The organism is Streptomyces sp. NPDC059649 (genome assembly GCF_042734445.1).
In the GTDB taxonomy this organism is placed as follows: Bacteria; Actinomycetota; Actinomycetes; order Streptomycetales; family Streptomycetaceae; genus Streptomyces.
Map to the genome: position 1 here is coordinate 96,671 of NZ_JBHWDV010000004.1, position 16,136 is coordinate 112,806.

The 16,136-nt window shown below is 70.9% G+C and carries 18 protein-coding genes and 1 tRNA gene; 13 read left to right on the top strand and 6 right to left on the bottom strand.

Annotated features, from left to right (window positions below; genetic code table 11):
• Positions 1 to 328: 328 nt before the first annotated feature.
• Positions 329 to 913: a TMEM165/GDT1 family protein gene (locus ACFV1J_RS08525; RefSeq protein ID WP_385856524.1), complete on the bottom strand. Its 585-nt coding sequence runs from the start codon at positions 911 to 913 to the stop codon at positions 329 to 331.
• A gap of 205 nt (positions 914 to 1,118) precedes the next feature.
• Complete coding sequence (locus ACFV1J_RS08530; RefSeq protein WP_385856525.1) at positions 1,119 to 1,877, bottom strand: ABC transporter permease; 759 nt, start codon at positions 1,875 to 1,877, stop codon at positions 1,119 to 1,121.
• Positions 1,878 to 2,293: 416 nt separating this feature from the next.
• On the opposite strand from ACFV1J_RS08530, the gene ACFV1J_RS08535 reads away from it, so the two are divergent.
• The 6 genes from ACFV1J_RS08535 (at position 2,294) to ACFV1J_RS08560 (ending at position 9,265) form a co-directional block, all read left to right on the top strand.
• On the top strand, positions 2,294 to 2,950 hold the full coding sequence (locus ACFV1J_RS08535) for an HNH endonuclease family protein (RefSeq protein WP_385856526.1): 657 nt from the start codon (positions 2,294 to 2,296) through the stop codon (positions 2,948 to 2,950).
• Positions 2,951 to 3,466: 516 nt separating this feature from the next.
• Positions 3,467 to 5,575, top strand: coding sequence for an FAD/NAD(P)-binding protein (locus ACFV1J_RS08540; protein WP_385856527.1), 2,109 nt, complete (start codon positions 3,467 to 3,469; stop codon positions 5,573 to 5,575).
• A gap of 78 nt (positions 5,576 to 5,653) precedes the next feature.
• On the top strand, positions 5,654 to 6,118 hold the full coding sequence (locus ACFV1J_RS08545; protein WP_385856528.1) for a DoxX family protein: 465 nt from the start codon (positions 5,654 to 5,656) through the stop codon (positions 6,116 to 6,118).
• A gap of 189 nt (positions 6,119 to 6,307) precedes the next feature.
• Positions 6,308 to 6,979: a DedA family protein gene (locus ACFV1J_RS08550; protein WP_385856530.1), complete on the top strand. Its 672-nt coding sequence runs from the start codon at positions 6,308 to 6,310 to the stop codon at positions 6,977 to 6,979.
• 134 nt (positions 6,980 to 7,113) lie between these two features.
• A complete protein-coding gene (locus tag ACFV1J_RS08555; RefSeq protein WP_385856531.1) occupies positions 7,114 to 7,686 on the top strand; it encodes a GNAT family N-acetyltransferase in 573 nt (190 codons plus the stop codon).
• A 262-nt stretch (positions 7,687 to 7,948) separates the two neighbouring features.
• Positions 7,949 to 9,265, top strand: a complete 1,317-nt coding sequence (locus ACFV1J_RS08560; protein ID WP_385856532.1) for a methyltransferase — start codon at positions 7,949 to 7,951, stop codon at positions 9,263 to 9,265.
• 75 nt (positions 9,266 to 9,340) lie between these two features.
• Here the strand turns inward: ACFV1J_RS08560 and ACFV1J_RS08565 are convergent, their stop codons facing one another.
• The gene (locus ACFV1J_RS08565; protein ID WP_385856731.1) at positions 9,341 to 9,844 is read right to left on the bottom strand and encodes a TetR/AcrR family transcriptional regulator; all 504 of its coding nucleotides are present in this window, start codon (positions 9,842 to 9,844) and stop codon (positions 9,341 to 9,343) included.
• A 274-nt stretch (positions 9,845 to 10,118) separates the two neighbouring features.
• Here ACFV1J_RS08565 and ACFV1J_RS08570 point away from each other — a divergent pair, with 274 nt between their 5' ends.
• Positions 10,119 to 10,694 (top strand): cupin domain-containing protein, encoded by a 576-nt coding sequence (locus tag ACFV1J_RS08570; RefSeq protein WP_385856533.1) that lies wholly within the window; start codon positions 10,119 to 10,121, stop codon positions 10,692 to 10,694.
• A gap of 104 nt (positions 10,695 to 10,798) precedes the next feature.
• Positions 10,799 to 11,455: a nucleoside/nucleotide kinase family protein gene (locus ACFV1J_RS08575; protein WP_385856534.1), complete on the top strand. Its 657-nt coding sequence runs from the start codon at positions 10,799 to 10,801 to the stop codon at positions 11,453 to 11,455.
• A 38-nt stretch (positions 11,456 to 11,493) separates the two neighbouring features.
• Here ACFV1J_RS08575 and ACFV1J_RS08580 read toward each other — a convergent pair whose 3' ends face one another.
• On the bottom strand, positions 11,494 to 11,931 hold the full coding sequence (locus ACFV1J_RS08580) for a hypothetical protein (RefSeq protein ID WP_385856732.1): 438 nt from the start codon (positions 11,929 to 11,931) through the stop codon (positions 11,494 to 11,496).
• An 89-nt stretch (positions 11,932 to 12,020) separates the two neighbouring features.
• On the opposite strand from ACFV1J_RS08580, the gene ACFV1J_RS08585 reads away from it, so the two are divergent.
• The 3 genes from ACFV1J_RS08585 to ACFV1J_RS08595 all read left to right on the top strand — a co-directional run bounded on the left by ACFV1J_RS08585 (position 12,021) and on the right by ACFV1J_RS08595 (position 14,415).
• On the top strand, positions 12,021 to 12,653 hold the full coding sequence (locus tag ACFV1J_RS08585; RefSeq protein WP_385856535.1) for a MarR family winged helix-turn-helix transcriptional regulator: 633 nt from the start codon (positions 12,021 to 12,023) through the stop codon (positions 12,651 to 12,653).
• A gap of 60 nt (positions 12,654 to 12,713) precedes the next feature.
• Positions 12,714 to 13,577: an alpha/beta fold hydrolase gene (locus ACFV1J_RS08590; RefSeq protein WP_385856536.1), complete on the top strand. Its 864-nt coding sequence runs from the start codon at positions 12,714 to 12,716 to the stop codon at positions 13,575 to 13,577.
• A 553-nt stretch (positions 13,578 to 14,130) separates the two neighbouring features.
• Positions 14,131 to 14,415, top strand: a complete 285-nt coding sequence (locus ACFV1J_RS08595) for a chaplin (RefSeq protein WP_385856538.1) — start codon at positions 14,131 to 14,133, stop codon at positions 14,413 to 14,415.
• Between the two features lie 479 nt (positions 14,416 to 14,894).
• Here ACFV1J_RS08595 and ACFV1J_RS08600 read toward each other — a convergent pair whose 3' ends face one another.
• The gene (locus ACFV1J_RS08600) at positions 14,895 to 15,110 is read right to left on the bottom strand and encodes a 4-oxalocrotonate tautomerase family protein (protein WP_385856539.1); all 216 of its coding nucleotides are present in this window, start codon (positions 15,108 to 15,110) and stop codon (positions 14,895 to 14,897) included.
• A 557-nt stretch (positions 15,111 to 15,667) separates the two neighbouring features.
• On the opposite strand from ACFV1J_RS08600, the gene ACFV1J_RS08605 reads away from it, so the two are divergent.
• A complete protein-coding gene (locus ACFV1J_RS08605; protein ID WP_385856540.1) occupies positions 15,668 to 15,814 on the top strand; it encodes a hypothetical protein in 147 nt (48 codons plus the stop codon).
• A complete protein-coding gene (locus ACFV1J_RS08610) occupies positions 15,811 to 16,011 on the top strand; it encodes a hypothetical protein (protein WP_385856541.1) in 201 nt (66 codons plus the stop codon). The genes ACFV1J_RS08605 and ACFV1J_RS08610 overlap by 4 nt, the downstream gene beginning before the upstream one ends.
• Here ACFV1J_RS08610 and ACFV1J_RS08615 read toward each other — a convergent pair.
• Positions 15,985 to 16,056: transfer RNA gene (locus ACFV1J_RS08615), tRNA-Val, on the bottom strand. The two genes, ACFV1J_RS08610 and ACFV1J_RS08615, sit on opposite strands and share 27 nt — an antisense overlap.
• Positions 16,057 to 16,136: the final 80 nt, after the last annotated feature.

Here is a 16,136-nt window from a genome sequence, read left to right on the forward strand (position 1 = left end):
TTCAAGCGGAGGCCGCTCCTCCTTACCCCGCCCGCCCCCGACTTCAGACGGCGGTCCTCGGTCCTCGGTCCTCGCCCGTCCCCCGGCTCAGGCGGCGGTCGCTCCTCCTCACCTCTCCTCACCCGGGAACAGACGGCGGTCACCCCCTCCTCACGCTTCCTCCTCCGGGGACAGGGGACAGACGGCGGTCACCCCTCTCACCCGTCCTCCCCCGGGGATCAGACGGAGGTCGCCCCTCGTCAGCCGCCCTCGACCCGCGCTCGGCCCGCCCTCGGCCCCTCCTCACCCGCCCACCCCCCGAAGGGGGGTGGGCGGCGGGGAAAGAACCTCAGCCCGCCGTCAGCGCCTCGTACAAGCTGAACGCCGCCAAGAGGGCCATCACGCCCGCCGCGATCTTGGTGATGAGCCTGAGCGGGACGTGCTTCATGAGCGTGCGGCCGCCGAGGATGCCCAGGCCGGCCACCGCCCACAGGCCCAGCACCGCCCCCACGCCGACCGACAGCGGATCGTCGTAACGGGCCGCGAGGTTGGCGGTCATGATCTGGGTGAGATCGCCGAACTCGGCCACCAGGATCATCATGAAGCCCGCCCCGGAGACCTTCCAGAAACTCTGGTCGGCGGGCTTGGTCACCTCTTCCTCGTCGTCGTCCTTCTTGAACAGCAACACCGCCGCGCCCACCAGGAAGAGCACCCCGACCACGCCCTGGACGACGCGGTGCGGGAGCAGGGTGAGCACGCTGCCCGCCGCGATCGCGAGCGCGACGTGCAGCAGGAAGGCGGCGGCGACCCCGGCGAAGACGTACGAGGCGCGGTAACGGGTGCCGAGCATCAGTCCGGCGAGGGCGGTCTTGTCGGGCAGTTCGGCGAGAAAAATGACGCCGAAGACGACGGCGGCGACGGTCAGGCTGAACACGGGGTGGAATACCTCGATCGGTTGGGCCGCGCCAAAAGGGGCCCGGAAAGGGGTCGCTTCGGCACGGCAGCGTCGAACACTGCGGCCGAAGGTCTCGCTGGCGCGTTGCGTATCCGCTCGTCGTATCCGCTCGCGGTATCCACATCGCGCTCCGGGCGCCGGCCCACCACGAGGGCGGGCAGTATGTCGACGGTCCGGCGGAGAGCTACTCCCCTTCTGCTGTCCTCAAGGGTACGCGGTGCAGCAGCCCACGCGCGACCAGCTCCAGCACCACCGCACAGGCCGCCGCCTGCACCGCCAGCAGGGCGACGAGCACGAACAGCTGCACCGCGCCCGCCTGTACGGGCGAGGCGCCGCCCAGCAGCATGCCGACGAACGCCCCCGGAAGTGTGACCAGCCCCACGGTCCGGGTCTGGTCGAGCCCCGGCAGCAGCGCGTCCGACGCGGCGGGGCGGGCGACCTCCATCCGCGCGTCCCGGTCCAGCAGCCCCAGCGCGAGCCCCGCCTCGAACTCGCCGCGCCGGGTCTCCAGCTCGTCCAGCGCCCGCCGCCCGCCCAATACGGTGGCGGTCAGCGCGCCGCCGATGAGGATGCCGGTGACGGGGATGAGGCTGAGGCCCCGCGGCGGCACCAGACCGGTCGCCAACAGCACCCCGACAACCGGGACCACCCCGGTGGCGATCGGCACGGCGGCCCACCACCAGGTGCGGTTCTGGGTGATCCGCCGGCCCGCGGTCCGTACCGCGACCGCAAACATCAGCACCAGGAAGCACAGCAGCCACGGAAGTGCGCGCACCACCCAGCCGATGAGGTAGGAGACCGCGGCGAGTTGCGCCGCCGCCCGTAGTCCGGCGACCGCAATGGCGCGGGCATGGCCGAGGTGCGCCAGTGCGGCGACGGTCACGGCGGCGACCAGGAGGACGGCGAGGACGACCCCGAGGGTGGCATTGACCGGCAACAGCACGCGCTCACTGTAGGGCCGACGGCAACGGACCCAGGCACCTCAGCGCCCACACCGGAGTGCCGCCACTCATACCGACCAGAAGGCCACCGCACACCAAACGGAGTGCCGTCACAACGCCGGCCGGAGTGCCGCCACCCACACCGACCAGAGCACCACCACACACACCAACGCAGCGCCACCGCACACCCACCAAAGTGTCGCCCCGCACACCCACCGCAGTACCGCCGTGCACGCCAAGCGGAGTGCCGTCATGCGGACAACCGGAGGGCTCTCACGCACTTATGGCTGTCCGTCAGCTCTTGATCTGTCGTGAGCATGTCGTCACTCTGTTACCTGGTGCCCACCCCACGGCAACCCCACATCACCACCATGGGCCGGCACCGCAGTCAACTACCCCCCACCTCAAGGGAGTTCCGATGGCCAAGACCAGGTCGAAGGTCTACGCGCGTCGCGTTTCCATCGCCGCGGGTTCGGCCGCGGCACTGTTCGGCACGCTGGTGCTGAGCGGACAGTCCGCCCAGGCCGCGCCGCCCAGCCCGCCGAGCGCGGCCACCGCCCGTACGTACCTCACCCAGATCAAGGAGAAGCCCGAGGGACCGCAGGACGGCTACAGCCGCGCCAAGTTCCCGCACTGGATCGACCAGGGGAGCAACTGCAACACCCGTGAGGTGGTGCTCAAGCGCGACGGCAAGAACGTGCAGCAGGACGGCGGCTGTGCGGCCGTGCGCGGCACCTGGGTCTCGCCCTACGACGGCGCGACCTGGACCCGGGCCTCCGACCTCGACATCGACCACGTGGTCCCGCTGTCGGAGGCCTGGAAGTCGGGCGCCGCGCAGTGGACCACCGCCCGCCGCCAGGCACTCGCCAACGACCTGACGCACTCCCAGCTGATCGCCGTCACCGACAACGTCAACCAGGAGAAGGGCGACAAGGACCCGGCGAAGTGGCTGCCGCCGAAGGCGTCGTACCGCTGCCAGTACGCCCGGATGTGGGTGTGGGTGAAGCACGAGTACGGGATGACCGCGGACTCCGCGGAGAAGGCCGCCCTGAAGAAGATCCTGAACGGCTGCTGACTACTGACCGACCGCTGACGGCCCTTGACGACCGCTGACGGCCGTTGACGACCGCTGGCGACTGTTGAGGCCCCCCTGCGGCCTCAACGGCGAACTTGGGGTCATGGGGGACCGCTGGGGCCTGGGGAGGCCCCCTGAGAGCCGCTGAGGCGCACTGGAGAGCCACCAAGGCCCGCTGAGGAGGGCAACTGGCGGGCCGCCCTCGGCGCCCCGCCTCCCCCGCGGCCCCTCCGCTCCCGCGCCCCGACGCCCCGACGCCCGTCGACCGGACACCCCCGGTCGACGGGCGTTTTCAGTGACACCCGCACCCGGCCCCAGCCCTCGGCCCCCCACCACCACTCCACCCCCATCCCCACTCCCACCCCCACCCCCACCCCAAGGATCCATGTGATTCTTCGCGCACCCGGGTGCCGCAGCGGCGCACCGGCCGGTGATGATGGGGCGCACCTCGTCGCCCGCACTCTCGGGCGGCCGCGCCCGCGCGCCGGCCGTCCGCCGCCCCAGGGAGAGCCCCTCTTGGCCGCCGACCACATCGCCGACCGCCGCCCCCGCCCCGTCGCCGCGCTCGCCATCGTCGGCGCGGGGCCGCGCGGGACGAGCGTGTTGGAGCGGATCTGCGCCTCGGCCGCCGAACTGGCCCCGGGCGCCCGGCTGACCGTCCACGTCATCGACCCCGCCCCGCCCGGTGCCGGCCAGGTATGGCGCACCGCCCAGTCGTCCGAGCTCCTGATGAACACCGTCGCGTCACAGGTCACCCTGTTCACCGACGACAGCGTGGCATGCGCCGGCCCGATACGTACCGGTCCGAGCCTGTATGCCTGGGCGGGGTGCGAGGTCGGACCGGACGACTATCCGGGGCGCGCGCTGTACGGGCGCTATCTGGAGTGGGTCTTCCGGCATACGGTGCGGACCGCCCCGGACGAGGTGACCGTCGACGTCCACCGGGCCCGCGCGGTACGGCTGGCCGAGGCCCCCGACGGATCGCAGTCGCTCACCCTGGACGACGGCCGGACCCTGCACGGACTGGGCGCCGTGATCCTCGCCCAGGGCCATCTCCCCACCCGCCCCGGGCCGGAGGAGCAGCGGCTGGCCGCGTACGCCGCCGGACACGGTCTGCGCTATCTGCCGCCCGCCAATCCTGCCGATCTCTCCGCCGACCTGGAGGCGCTGGCCCCCGGCCGGCCGGTGATCCTGCGCGGTCTCGGCCTCAACTTCTTCGACCACATGGCGCTGCTGACGACGGCCCGCGGCGGGCGGTTCGTCCCCGGCACGGACGGCGCGCTGAGGTATCTGCCGTCCGGACGCGAGCCGCGACTGTACGCCGGGTCCCGGCGCGGCATTCCGTACCACGCGCGCGGTGACAACGCGAAGGGCGCGCACGGCCGCCATCTGCCGCTGCTGCTGACGCCGGATGTGATCGCCGCCTTCCGTAAGCGCGCCGACTCCGACGATCTTCCCGACTTCCTGACGGAGGTCTGGCCCCTGGTGGCGAAGGAGGTGGAAACCGTCTACTACGAGGCGCTGCTGGCCCGGCGAGCGACGCCGGCCCGGGCCCCCCAGGCCACGCGGTTCGCCGCCGACAACGAGGGCGACGCAGTTGACGGGGACCAGGGCGAGGACGAGGGCAAGGCCGTTGGCGAGGACCACCTGGACCAGCACCAGGACCAGGGCGAGGGCGGGAGCGAGAACCGGGACGAGGGCAAGGCCGTTGGCGAGCGAGCCGGTACGTCCCGCTGCTTCCGTGAGCGCTTCCTGGCGACCGCGCACCGTAGTGCCGAAGAGGCCGCCGTATTGGACGCGTTCGACATCGCACCTGCCGACCGCTGGGACTGGCACCGGATCTCCCGGCCGCACACGGAGCACGGTTTCGCCGACCGCGCCGCCTTCCGGGAGTGGCTGCTGGACCATCTGCGGGAGGACATCGCGCACGCCCGGCAGAACAACGTGTCCGGCCCGGTCAAGGCGGCCCTGGACGTCTTGCGCGATCTGCGCAACGAGCTGCGGCAGATCGTCGACCACGGCGGACTGGCCGGTGCGTCCCGGCGCGATCACCTGGACCGCTGGTACACCCCGCTCAACGCCTTCCTCTCCATCGGGCCGCCGCGCCGCCGGATAGCGGAGATGGTGGCGCTCATCGAGGCGGGCGTACTGGAGGTGGTCGGTCCCAGGATGGCGGTCCGGACGGGCGCCGCCGACGGGCGCGGGCCCGGTTTCACGGCCGTCTCGCCGGACGTACCGGGGTCGGAGGTGACGGCGACGGCGCTGATCGAGGCCCGGCTTCCGGAGCCCGACCTGCGGCGGACCGGGGACGCGCTGCTGGCCGGACTGCTGGCCGACGGTGGCTGCCGGCCGCACACCGTGGACGGCTACGAGACCGGCGGCCTGGACGTGACGCCGAGCCCGTACCACCTCGTCGAGGCGGACGGGCGGTCCCATCCGCGGCGGTTCGCGGTCGGGGTGCCGACGGAGGGCGTGCACTGGGTGACGGCGGCGGGGGCGCGCCCCGGGGTGGGGTCGGTGACGCTCGCCGATACGGACGCGGTGGCCCGGGCGGCGCTGCGGGCCGCATTGACCACCCCGGAGGTGGCTGGTTCGGACCAAAGCTCACGTTTGACCAAAGGTTGAACTTGCAAGTACTGGTTAGGTACCCCTAACCTATGCTCCACGGTTCCATCGTCCCCAGAAACCGTAGGAGCACCCTCTATGTCCGCACCGCTGAACTCGTTCACCCAGAGATCGACGCCGCACGTGCTCGCACTCTTCCGCGTCGTCGTCGGTCTGCTCTTCGCCTGCCACGGCGCCTCCTCGCTCTTCGGCGTCCTGGGCGGCGCGATGGGCCAGGGCGGCACCGTGCCCACCGGCGCCTGGCCCGGCTGGTACGCCGCGGTGATCCAGCTGGCCGGCGGCCTCCTCGTCCTGCTCGGCCTGGGCACCCGCGCCGCGGCGCTGATCAGCTCCGGTTCGATGGCGTACGCGTACTTCTCCGTCCACCAGGGCAGCGCGCTGTGGCCGATACAGAACGGCGGTGAGGCGTCGGCGATGTTCTGCTGGGCGTTCCTGCTGATCTTCTTCACCGGCCCCGGCACCTGGGCGCTCGACCGCGTCTTCTTCGGCGACCGCACCCAGGAGCCGGCCTCGGCCGCCCAGGGGGAGCCCTCCGCCGCCTGACGCACCACTGGGCAACTGCCCCTGCTTCACGGCCCGTACGGCACTCCGCCGTACGGGCCGTGGCGTCTTCGCGCCCTCCGGCGGGGGCGGACGGGCCGGCCGAAACGGCCAGGCGTACGCTGTATAGCCGTAAAGCCGCCGCTGTCGCACGAGCGACGTCGCGGCGGGGTTCGGACCGGGAGAAGGACGTTGTTGGAAAGCCTGGGGTCCCTCAGCGGCACCCCTTGGTTGTACGTGATCGTCAGTCTTTCGATCCTTCTCGATGTGTTCGTCCCGATCCTGCCCAGTGGCGTCCTGGTGATCGCCGCGGCCACCACGGCCGCCGGCAGCACGGCCGCGACCGCCACCACCGGCAACGCGGTCACCGGCAACGCGGTCAAGATGGCCTCGTCCGTCCACGGTGGCACCCACCTCGCCGAGATCCTCTCCCTGGTGGTCTGCGCCGCCACCGCGTCGGTCATGGGCGACATGGTCGCCTACCGGCTCGCCTGGCGCGGCGGCGACCGCTTCGACCGGGCCATCGGCCGCTCCCGGCGCCTCACCGCCGCCCAGGAACGCCTCGGCGCCGCGCTGACCCGCGGCGGCGGCGGCCTCGTCGTCCTGGCCCGCTTCGCCCCGGCCGGGCGGTCCGTGGTCAGCCTCGGCGCCGGCGTCGCGCACCGTACGGTCCGCGAGTTCCTACCCTGGTCCGCCCTGGCCGGCCTGGCCTGGGCGGCGTACAGCGTGAGCCTCGGCTACTTCGGCGGCCACTGGCTCGGCACGTCCTGGGTGAGCACCGCACTCTCGGTCGTCGCCCTGCTCGCCGCCGGATCGGCCGCCGCCTACCTGATACGCCGCCCGGAACGGCACACCGCCAACTGAGACGGAGGCACGGCAACTGCCCACTGGACGGAGGGCAGGAGCAGGCCGGGGGCGCCGGGTCGAGGCTCGTCTCTCCGCCCGTGCAGGCGGAAACTCATGGCACGTTGTCAGACCCTGCTGCGACGATGAAGGGCATGACCAGCAGCACCGACGAGGCACCCGATCCGTCCCCCGCAGCGGCCCCCTCCGCCGCCCGGTCCACCTGGCAGGCGCGCCCGGAAACCGCCGAGGACATAGCGGCCGTCCGCCGGATCAACCTCGCGGCCTTCGAGACGGCCGAAGAGGCGGATCTCGTCAATGCCCTGCGCCGTGACCGGTCGGCCTGGCTCCCCGGACTCTCGTACGTCGCCGACGCACCGGACGGCACCCCGGCCGCCCACGCCCTGCTGACCCGCTGCCATGTCGACGACGTGCCCGCCGTCGCGCTCGCCCCCTGCGCGGTGCTCCCGGCCCACCAGAAGACCGGAGCGGGCAGCGCCGTGATCCGGGCGCTCCTCGATGCGGCGCGTGCGGCCGGCGAGCGCACCGCCGTCGTGCTCGGCCACCCGCCGTATTACCCACGCTTCGGCTTCGCCCCGGCCACCAGCCGGTTCGGGATCCTTCCCCCGCAGCCGTGGCCGGACGAGGCCTTCCTGGCACTCTCCCTCGACGGCTCCATACCCCCGCGCGGCACGGTCCGGTACGCCGCCCCCTTCGGCATCGACTGACCAAGGCGGCACCTATAGAGAACGGAGCCCATACGGAACAGAGCGCATGCGAAAGAGCCCGCGTACGGAAGAGGGCGACGCATACGGGAGAGTACGGAAGAGAGGGGCACCCATGACGGAGTAGAGTCGAGCGTCACAGCCCGCCCCTCGCAGAGCCGCGCATGCGGCCACGCCACCACGACCGCCCTCCGTGGGCGGCGCGGGCGCCGCTCGCCGGCGCCCCACGGGCCGGGTCCGAACCACACACGCGAGGCACATTTCGGTGAACCAACCGCCGGTCGTCCATTGGACCGAGGCCGATCAGCCCCGTTCCGCCCGTTGGCGCTCCGAGAACGGCTCTCCGCCACCCCGCCGTATCGTCATCGCCGACGATCGGACGCGGGCCAATGACGCCTACAAGCTCGCCTGTGAGGGCACCGCCCTGCTGTGGCGCGGCGACTTCCACAACGCCCGCCAACTGCTGACGGCGATGGCCCGCCGCATCGACCGCCGCCCGCGGAAAGCGCTGCCCGCCGATGCCACCCAGGCGTTCCATGTGCACCGCGCCGCGCAGAACCACCGCGCCCGCATCCTGGGCATGCTGCTGGTCCCCCTCGACGCGTCGTACGCCGTCCCGCTGCACCGCGCCCCCGACGTCCGCGAGGCCTGCACCAGGGCCTACGGGGCCCCCACGCATGAACCGACGCCGCACGAGCCCACCTCGCACGAGCCACCCACCTCGCACAAGCCCGCCCCGGTTGAGGCTGCGCCGGGCGAGACCGCCCCGGATGAGGCCGCCCCGGACGAGGCCGCCGGCGCCGCCGAAGTCCCACCACAGGACGCAGACACTCCCCCCACCGCTTCCCTCGTCTCCCTCCGCGAACTCCTCGCCCTGATCGGTGCCAACGAATGGCGCAGGAAGGGCGTGGAGATCCCCGCGCTCGGCGGCGACCGGATCCACCCCCACTACGGTGTTTTCTCCCCCGCCCGCGGCGAGTACGTCGACCTGGTCGCCGAGGCCCCCCTGCCCTCCCAGGAGCTGGCGTTCGACATCGGTACCGGCACCGGCGTGCTGGCCTCGGTCCTCGCCCGGCGCGGCGTACACCGGATCGTGGCCACGGACCAGGACCCCCGCGCGCTGGCCTGCGCCCGCGAGAACACCGAACGGCTCGGCGTGGCCGACCGGGTGGAGGTGGTCGAGGCCGACCTGTTCCCGTCCGGCCGCGCACCACTGATCGTCTGCAACCCCCCATGGGTGCCCGCGAAACCGACCTCTCCCGTGGAGCGCGCGGTCTACGACCCCGGCAACCAGATGCTGCACGGCTTCCTCCACGGCCTCGCGGACCATCTCACGGAGACCGGCGAGGGCTGGCTGATCCTCTCCGACCTCGCGGAACACCTCGGCCTACGCCCGCGGACCGAACTCCTCGACACCATCGCAGAAGCGGGCCTCACGGTCCTCGGCCGCCTCGACATCGCCCCACGGCACCCCCGCGCCCGCGACACCTCGGACCCGCTCCACGTGGCCCGCATGGCCGAAGTGACCTCCTTGTGGCGCCTGGGCCTCGCCCACCACCCGACGCCCGCAGACAGGCCTTAGCACCTAGCGTTCCGGAGCAGGGCCGGCACGCTGGTCAAACCTTCCGGAACGCTCGTCACCGCCCGTGCCGCTCCCCTACGGCTGCCGCAACCCCGCACACGCATTACGTACGTAACGGCGCCAATCCCCCGCATCGTTACGGATCACCGCCGCCAACCCGCACACGATCATCACCACATCACCGACCTCGGCGTCCGCGCGCACCGTGCCCTCTTCCTTCCCCCGGGCGAGCAACTGGCCGGCGACCGCCTCGGCCTGCGCCCGCCCCTCCCCCGTCGGCTCGGTGGATCCGAACGCCGCCTCGATGGACGCGGACAGCCCACGTTCCGCGTCGAGCACTTCCCCGATGTGCTCGACGAAGGCGACCAACCCCGCGACCGCCGTCGCACTCGCCAGACAGCGACGACGCCCGAACTCCACGATCTCCGCCTGCCGTTGCTCGCCCACGGCAGCGATCAGAGCGGCCCGGCTGGGGAAATGCCGGTAGACGGTGCCGATGCCCACCCCCGCCGCCCGGGCGACCTCCGGCATCTGCGCCTCCTCACCGCGCGCACGGAACACCTCCCGCGCGGCTTCCAGGACACGCGCGCGGTTGCGTTCGGCATCGGCCCGCGGCCTGCGCTGAGGCGCCGAGGAGGCCGAGGAGGCAGAGGAGCCCGAAGCCCCGGAAGGGTCTGAATCTGAAGCGGACACGGAGGAGTGGGGCGAGCCGGAGTGGGAGCGGGAGGGCGAGGGGGACGAAGAGGACGAGGAGGACGAGGAGGGTGCCACACGCCGATGCTACTGCTACGCTCGCAATACGGAATCGGATTCCGGTTCAGCTTCCTTCGGCGAGCGAAAGGCCCAGCACCTCATGCCCCACTCCACGCCTCACCCCACACCCGATCCCGCACCCACCTCCTCCACCTCGCCCACCCCCACAACATCACCCACAACCTCACCCGCACCCTCACCCTCCACCTCGCCCACCCCCACCCCAGCCCGCTTCCTCGTCCTCCAACCCGGCGAACGACGGCCGGGACGCGTCCCCCTGCCGCCCAGCCTGGCCATCAAGGCCCGTACCAGTGACACCGAGGGCCGCCTCGCCATCCTGGAGAACCAGCTCCAGATGGACATCCCGCTACACGTCCACCACCACGCCGATGAGTTCGTCCACGTACTGGAGGGCGAGATGGAGGTCGACATCAACGGGGCCACCCACCGCCTGACCCCCGGTATGTGCGTACTGCTGCCGCACGGCGTACCGCACGCCCTCCGCAATGCCTCCCAGCCACCCGCCCGCTGCCTACAGATCTCGTCGCCAGGTGGTTGGGACGCGTTCATGGAGGACATGTTCGAGGCCGGCCCGGTCGCCATGAAGGACGGCCACCCCGACCTCGACCGCCTCAACGCCATCGGCGCGAAACACGGCATGGAGTACCAAACCTGATATCGACCCGGAAGCCGGACCCGAAACCAGACCTGACCTGACGGCCACACCCAGAGAGGCGCCCCTCCCCGCCCTACCCTCCCCTCAGGCACCATGGGCGCACCATGGACCTCCAGCACCTCCTCGCCCGCGCCCGTCGACTCGCCGGTTCCGCACGCCCCACCGAGCGCCGGCTACTCGGCATCACCGGCCCACCCGGTGCCGGTAAGTCCACTCTTGCCGCCCACCTGGTCGCCGGGCTGGCCGGCCAGGCCGCCCTGGTCCCGATGGACGGCTTCCACCTCGCCGAGGCGGAATTGCGCCGCCTCGGGCGTACGGACCGCAAGGGCGCACCCGACACGTTCGATCCGGCCGGATACGCGGCACTACTGAGCCGTCTGCGCTTCCCCGAGCCGGGCACCGCGGTCTACGCCCCCGCCTTCGACCGCAGCATCGAGGAGCCGGTCGCGGGCAGCATTCCCGTAGCGCCACACATCCCCCTCATCGTCACCGAGGGCAACTACCTCCTCCTCGACTCGGGCCCCTGGTCGCGGGTGCACGAGCTGCTCGACGAGGTCTGGTACGTGGAGCTGGACGCCGAGGAGCGGATCCGGCGACTGATCGACCGTCACGAGCGCTTCGGTCGCCCCCGCGTCGACGCCGAGCGCTTTGTGCACGCCTCGGACGAGGCCAACGCCCGCGTCGTGGCGACCACCCGCGACCGCGCCGACCTGGTCATCACCTTCACCTCCGACGAAGCCCCACCCCCACAGACCACCTGACGCCCCCTCCCCCGACCGACGCCCGCAGCCGAGGCGCCCTACCCGCTCCCCTTCGCTCCACTCCCACCCCCGCCCCCGCTCCCGCCCCCGCCCCTACCCCCACCCACCAGGCCGAGCGCCGACAACGCGCCCCATCCCACGGACACCGCCACCGCCTTCCTCCTCCGGTCACGGTCCGGCAGCGTCAGGCCGAGCAGCACCGCATCCCCGAAGTCCGCCGCCATACGGACGTAGGCGGCGGTGCGCAGCGCCGGTCCCTCGGGCGCCAACACCAGCGCCAGCCCGCTCGCGGCATCCCGCCAAGCCAGCGGACGCAAGGAGATCCGGGTCGCCCGCGCGACCCGTCCCTCCTCATCCACCAGCCCCGAAGGCCGCGCCAACAGATCAGGGATGGCCGACACCGCCACTCCATACACAGCGGTGGCCACCCCCACCACCCTCAACAACCCCACCTTCACCAAGCAACTCCCTTCCATCTCAAGCCACTTCACACCGATTCCAGCCCCTCAATCCCAGCCTCTATAAATCCCTTCCCAAACGACATCAGCGATGTCATCATGACATCATGAGTGTCATTGAGAGGGGTCGGCGCGACGCCGACGACGCCGGACGGGCGACCCCCACCGAAGAATTGCTGTACGGCGTCATCCGCCGCCTGTGGCCACTGCACCGCACGGTCGTCCGCGCGGTGGAGCGCGAGCTCGCGGGCACGGGCCTGACCGCCGGCGAACACGCCTTGCTGGACGCACTGCGCACCGAAGGCCCGCGCACGGTGCCGCAGTTGGCGCGCACCATGGGCCTCGACAGACAGCCGGTCCAGCGCTGGGTGAATCACGCCGCGGAGTTGGGCCTGGTCGTCACGGCCCCCAATCCCGCGCACCGCCGCTCGTCACTGATCGAGCTCACCACGGAGGGCGCGGAGGTGATACGCGGCATCCAGGATTTCGAGTCCACGGAATTGCGGCAGCGTCTGGCCGATCTACCCGCCGCGGACGTACGCACCGCGCTGCACGTACTCGACCGAATCGGCGAGGAATTCCACCACCTGGCGTCCGACGCACCCACGCCCGCAACGCCTTCCGGCACCCACAACACCTCAGACCGTCACGACGGACCTGTCTTGCGCAAAACGGGTGATATCAAGGACACCCCGGACGCCCCCAGCGGCAGCGACACCCCCACCCCTCAACACCCCTGACCAGCCCCACAAGAAAGCCCCCACCCCCTCCGCCCCTCCCTCACAAAGGACGGTCGTGAAATGACCCAGGCCATCACCGACTGGTCCGAGATCGACAACGGGATCGTGCCGATCGAGGACGGCGAGCTGTTCTACGAGACGGCCGGCTCGGGTCCCGCCGTGGTGCTGCTGCACGGCGGCATGCTCGACCAGCACATGTGGGACGAGCAGTTCAGCTGGCTGGTGAACTCCGGCCTGCGCGCGATCCGCTACGACTCCCGGGGGCACGGCCTGTCGTCCACGGTCACCGGCGACTACGCCAACCACGACGACCTGGTCACCCTTCTCGACGCCCTCAACATCCCCCGCGCCGTCCTCGTCGGTCTCTCCCACGGTTCACGGGTCGCACTGGACACCGCGATAGCCCACCCCGACCGGGTCGCGGCCCTCGCGCTCGCCTCCCCGGGGATCAGCGGCCGCGCCTTCACCGATCCTTTCGTCCTGGAGCACATCAAGGAGCAGGTGGCCGCGATCGGCGCACCGGACGGCGCGGAACGCTACGTCGAACACTTCCTCCGGATGTGGGTGGACGGCCCCCACCGGCACCCCTCCGCCGTCCATCCGGGGTTCCGCGAGCGCATGCGCGCCTCGGCCGAAGCCAATGTCTTGGTCCATGCCGACGGCGTGGGCGCCGGCATCCCCCTGGAGGTCGGGGCCATCGACCGCTTGCACGAGATCCGGGTCCCCACCATCGTCTTCGACGGCGACCTCGACAGCACAGACATCACCGCCAACGCCCATGCGATAGCGCTGACCGTCCCAGGCGCCCGAAGAATCCGCATACCAGGCGCCGCCCACATGGTGAACCTGGAAAACACCCCCCTCTTCGACCAGGAACTCCACACCTTCCTCTCGACCCTGGACTACTCCCCCCTGGGCTACTAGCCCCCCACCAGATCCACCGCCGGCCACGCCCCCACCGCGACGCCTCCCAGCCGGCCACGCACCGCACCGCACACATCCGCCTTGCAAGCCTGGCGCAGGCCTCCGACCGGGCGTCCCAGGTCAGCAAGCCTGTAGCGGTGCTGCACCTACCAGGTTCGATCAACCGCCCGCATTCAGCCGAGCTGCGACGGCGGGATGGTGCTTCCTCAGTCCGCTCAAAGCTGCTGCCATCCGGAGTCGCTGATGTCAGCCATCGATGTCAGCGCGCCGAGCTGAGTTCTCCGGGTGCAGGCATGGTGCGTCCAGTGCCGCAGATCATCCGGCCCGGCCCGGGTGAGAGCGGTGAGGGAATGGGCACCCTCGGGCGTCCTTCGTCTTCGTCGGCCCGCCTTGCACGGCCCAGTCGCGGCCCGCGGGCCGCATGCACCCCGCGCATTAAGCCGTTCGGTGGAGCATTGCGTGATAGATCGGGCAGCCGCGCGTTGATCAGAACCCCGGCCGTATCTCATGGGTGGGGAGCGTGATCTGAGTCATACGTGAAAGGACAGAGAGCATGTCGCATATCGCGAAGGCACTTGTGGCGACCGTCGCCGCCGGGGTGGCCGTCACAGGCATGGCCGGCGTGGCCTCGGCCGACGCCCATGCAGGCGGCGCCGCGGTCGGCTCCCCGGGCGTCGTCTCCGGCAACAACGTCCAGGTGCCGATCAGCATCCCGATCAACGTCTGCGGGAACTCCATCAACTTCTTCGCTCTGCTGAACCCGGCCTTCGGGAACACGTGCATCAACGCCGACGTCAAGAGCCACGGCTTCTACCACGACGAGGTCCGCACGCGCTGAGAGCGGCCCCCACGAGCGTCTTTGGGGGTGGGCTCCGGTCCTGGAGTGCAACCCATGGTGGCGGCTGCCCAATGCCTCGACGCGCCGCCCGCCGACGGCGGGCGGCGCGTGCTTGTTGCGCTCGTAGTCGATCCCGGAGCGCTTATCCAAGGTGCTCCCCCGCCAGCCGCTCGTCGAGGACCGAGGCGAGCCGATAGCTGGCTTCCTCGTACTCCTCCCCTGCCGACCTGGTCGACGGCACGGAGTCCGCTGACTCGGCACCGCTGGCCGAGGGGCTGCGTGAGGGGCTGCGTCCGCACGTCGAGTCCCGTAAGCGCCTGCGCTTCGGCCATGTCACCGAGCGCGTCTCAGCCCGCCTGCCGGACAAGGAAGAAGCCGAACTCCTGGCGCTTGTATCAGGGCAGGCCCTGGGCCCTCTTGGTCACGGATGTGCTGCTGCCTGGCGATCGGCAGGAGCTCGAAGACACGTACCGGCTGGGCTAGCCGGCCCTCTTGGCCTGAACGTCTTCGGCTGTCAGGGGCTTACCACCGACTGCCCATTCGCCGCTGGGTGTCTCGGTGATCACGACATGCGTCACCGGTCGCAGTGCCTCGCCTTCGATGGCGATCAGCGCCTCGGAAACGTCTTCGACCATCTTCTGCTTCTCTTCGGGCGTGAACACTCCTGCGATCACCTTGATGTCAATGAATGGCATCGGATGCCTCCCGCATGAGGTGAGATCGAGCCGTCATGCCGCTTTGGACACCAGGGCCGAATGCGGTCCGGGCCTCGCCTCCTCTCCGGGGAGAAGGGGGCCAGCGGGGCCAGCGAAGACGTACTGACGCACTGCCTTTCGTCCCTGCCGGAACAGCGCTCATAGGCGGCGCCTGTCCCTCGTCCCGGCCGGCCCGGTTCACGATGAGCCGCGACGCCGATGCCAACCGCTGCTCTCAACCCTGCGGTGCCGGCGTGCTTCTACCAGTCTCGCAGATCGACTTCGGTGACGGGCGGCAGCGCGGTTCCGCGGTGGTCCCTGCCCGTCGGCCTTGACTGCCTTCGGCCAGCCTCGGGACCTCGGCTGTACCGCTGCGGCTCCCCCATCCCTGTCCTCCTCGCCGCGTTCACCGGACTGCGCTGCGCTTCGGTGAACTGGCGGCATTGCAGCGCCATGACGTCGACCTGGAGCAACGCACGACACGGGCAACACACTCGCCGCGACCGGCGGCGCGACCACCCGTGAGCTGTTGCCTGGCATGGGGCACTCGTCCGTGCATGTGGCACTCGTCCGTGCGGGCGGCGCTGATCTACCAGCATCTGATCAACGGTCGTGATCAAGCGTTGCCGATCACGTGGATGGGCGGCGTGGACGACCGGTCGAAGCCGGACCGGGGCGGCTCGGAGCGGTCGGCCGGCACGTGAGCGGCACGATCCCGATAAGTGGCACGATCCCGGCCGCCCCGCATCCGCAGCCGCAGCCGCAGCCGCAGCCGCAGCCGCAGCCGCAGCCGCAGCCGCAGCAGAAAACGAGCAAGGCCCAGGAATCCGAGTACGTACCGGATGACCTGGGCCTTTGTCGTTTCCGTGAAGAGTGGGCACAACAGGATTCGAACCTGTGACATCTGCTTTGTAAGAGCAGCGCTCTACCGCTGAGCTATGCGCCCTGGCCGAGCCGACAGACTACCTTGCCGTCGGGGCTGGTCTGCAATCCAGTGGGCGAAGTGCGAACTTACCGGCCGGTGTG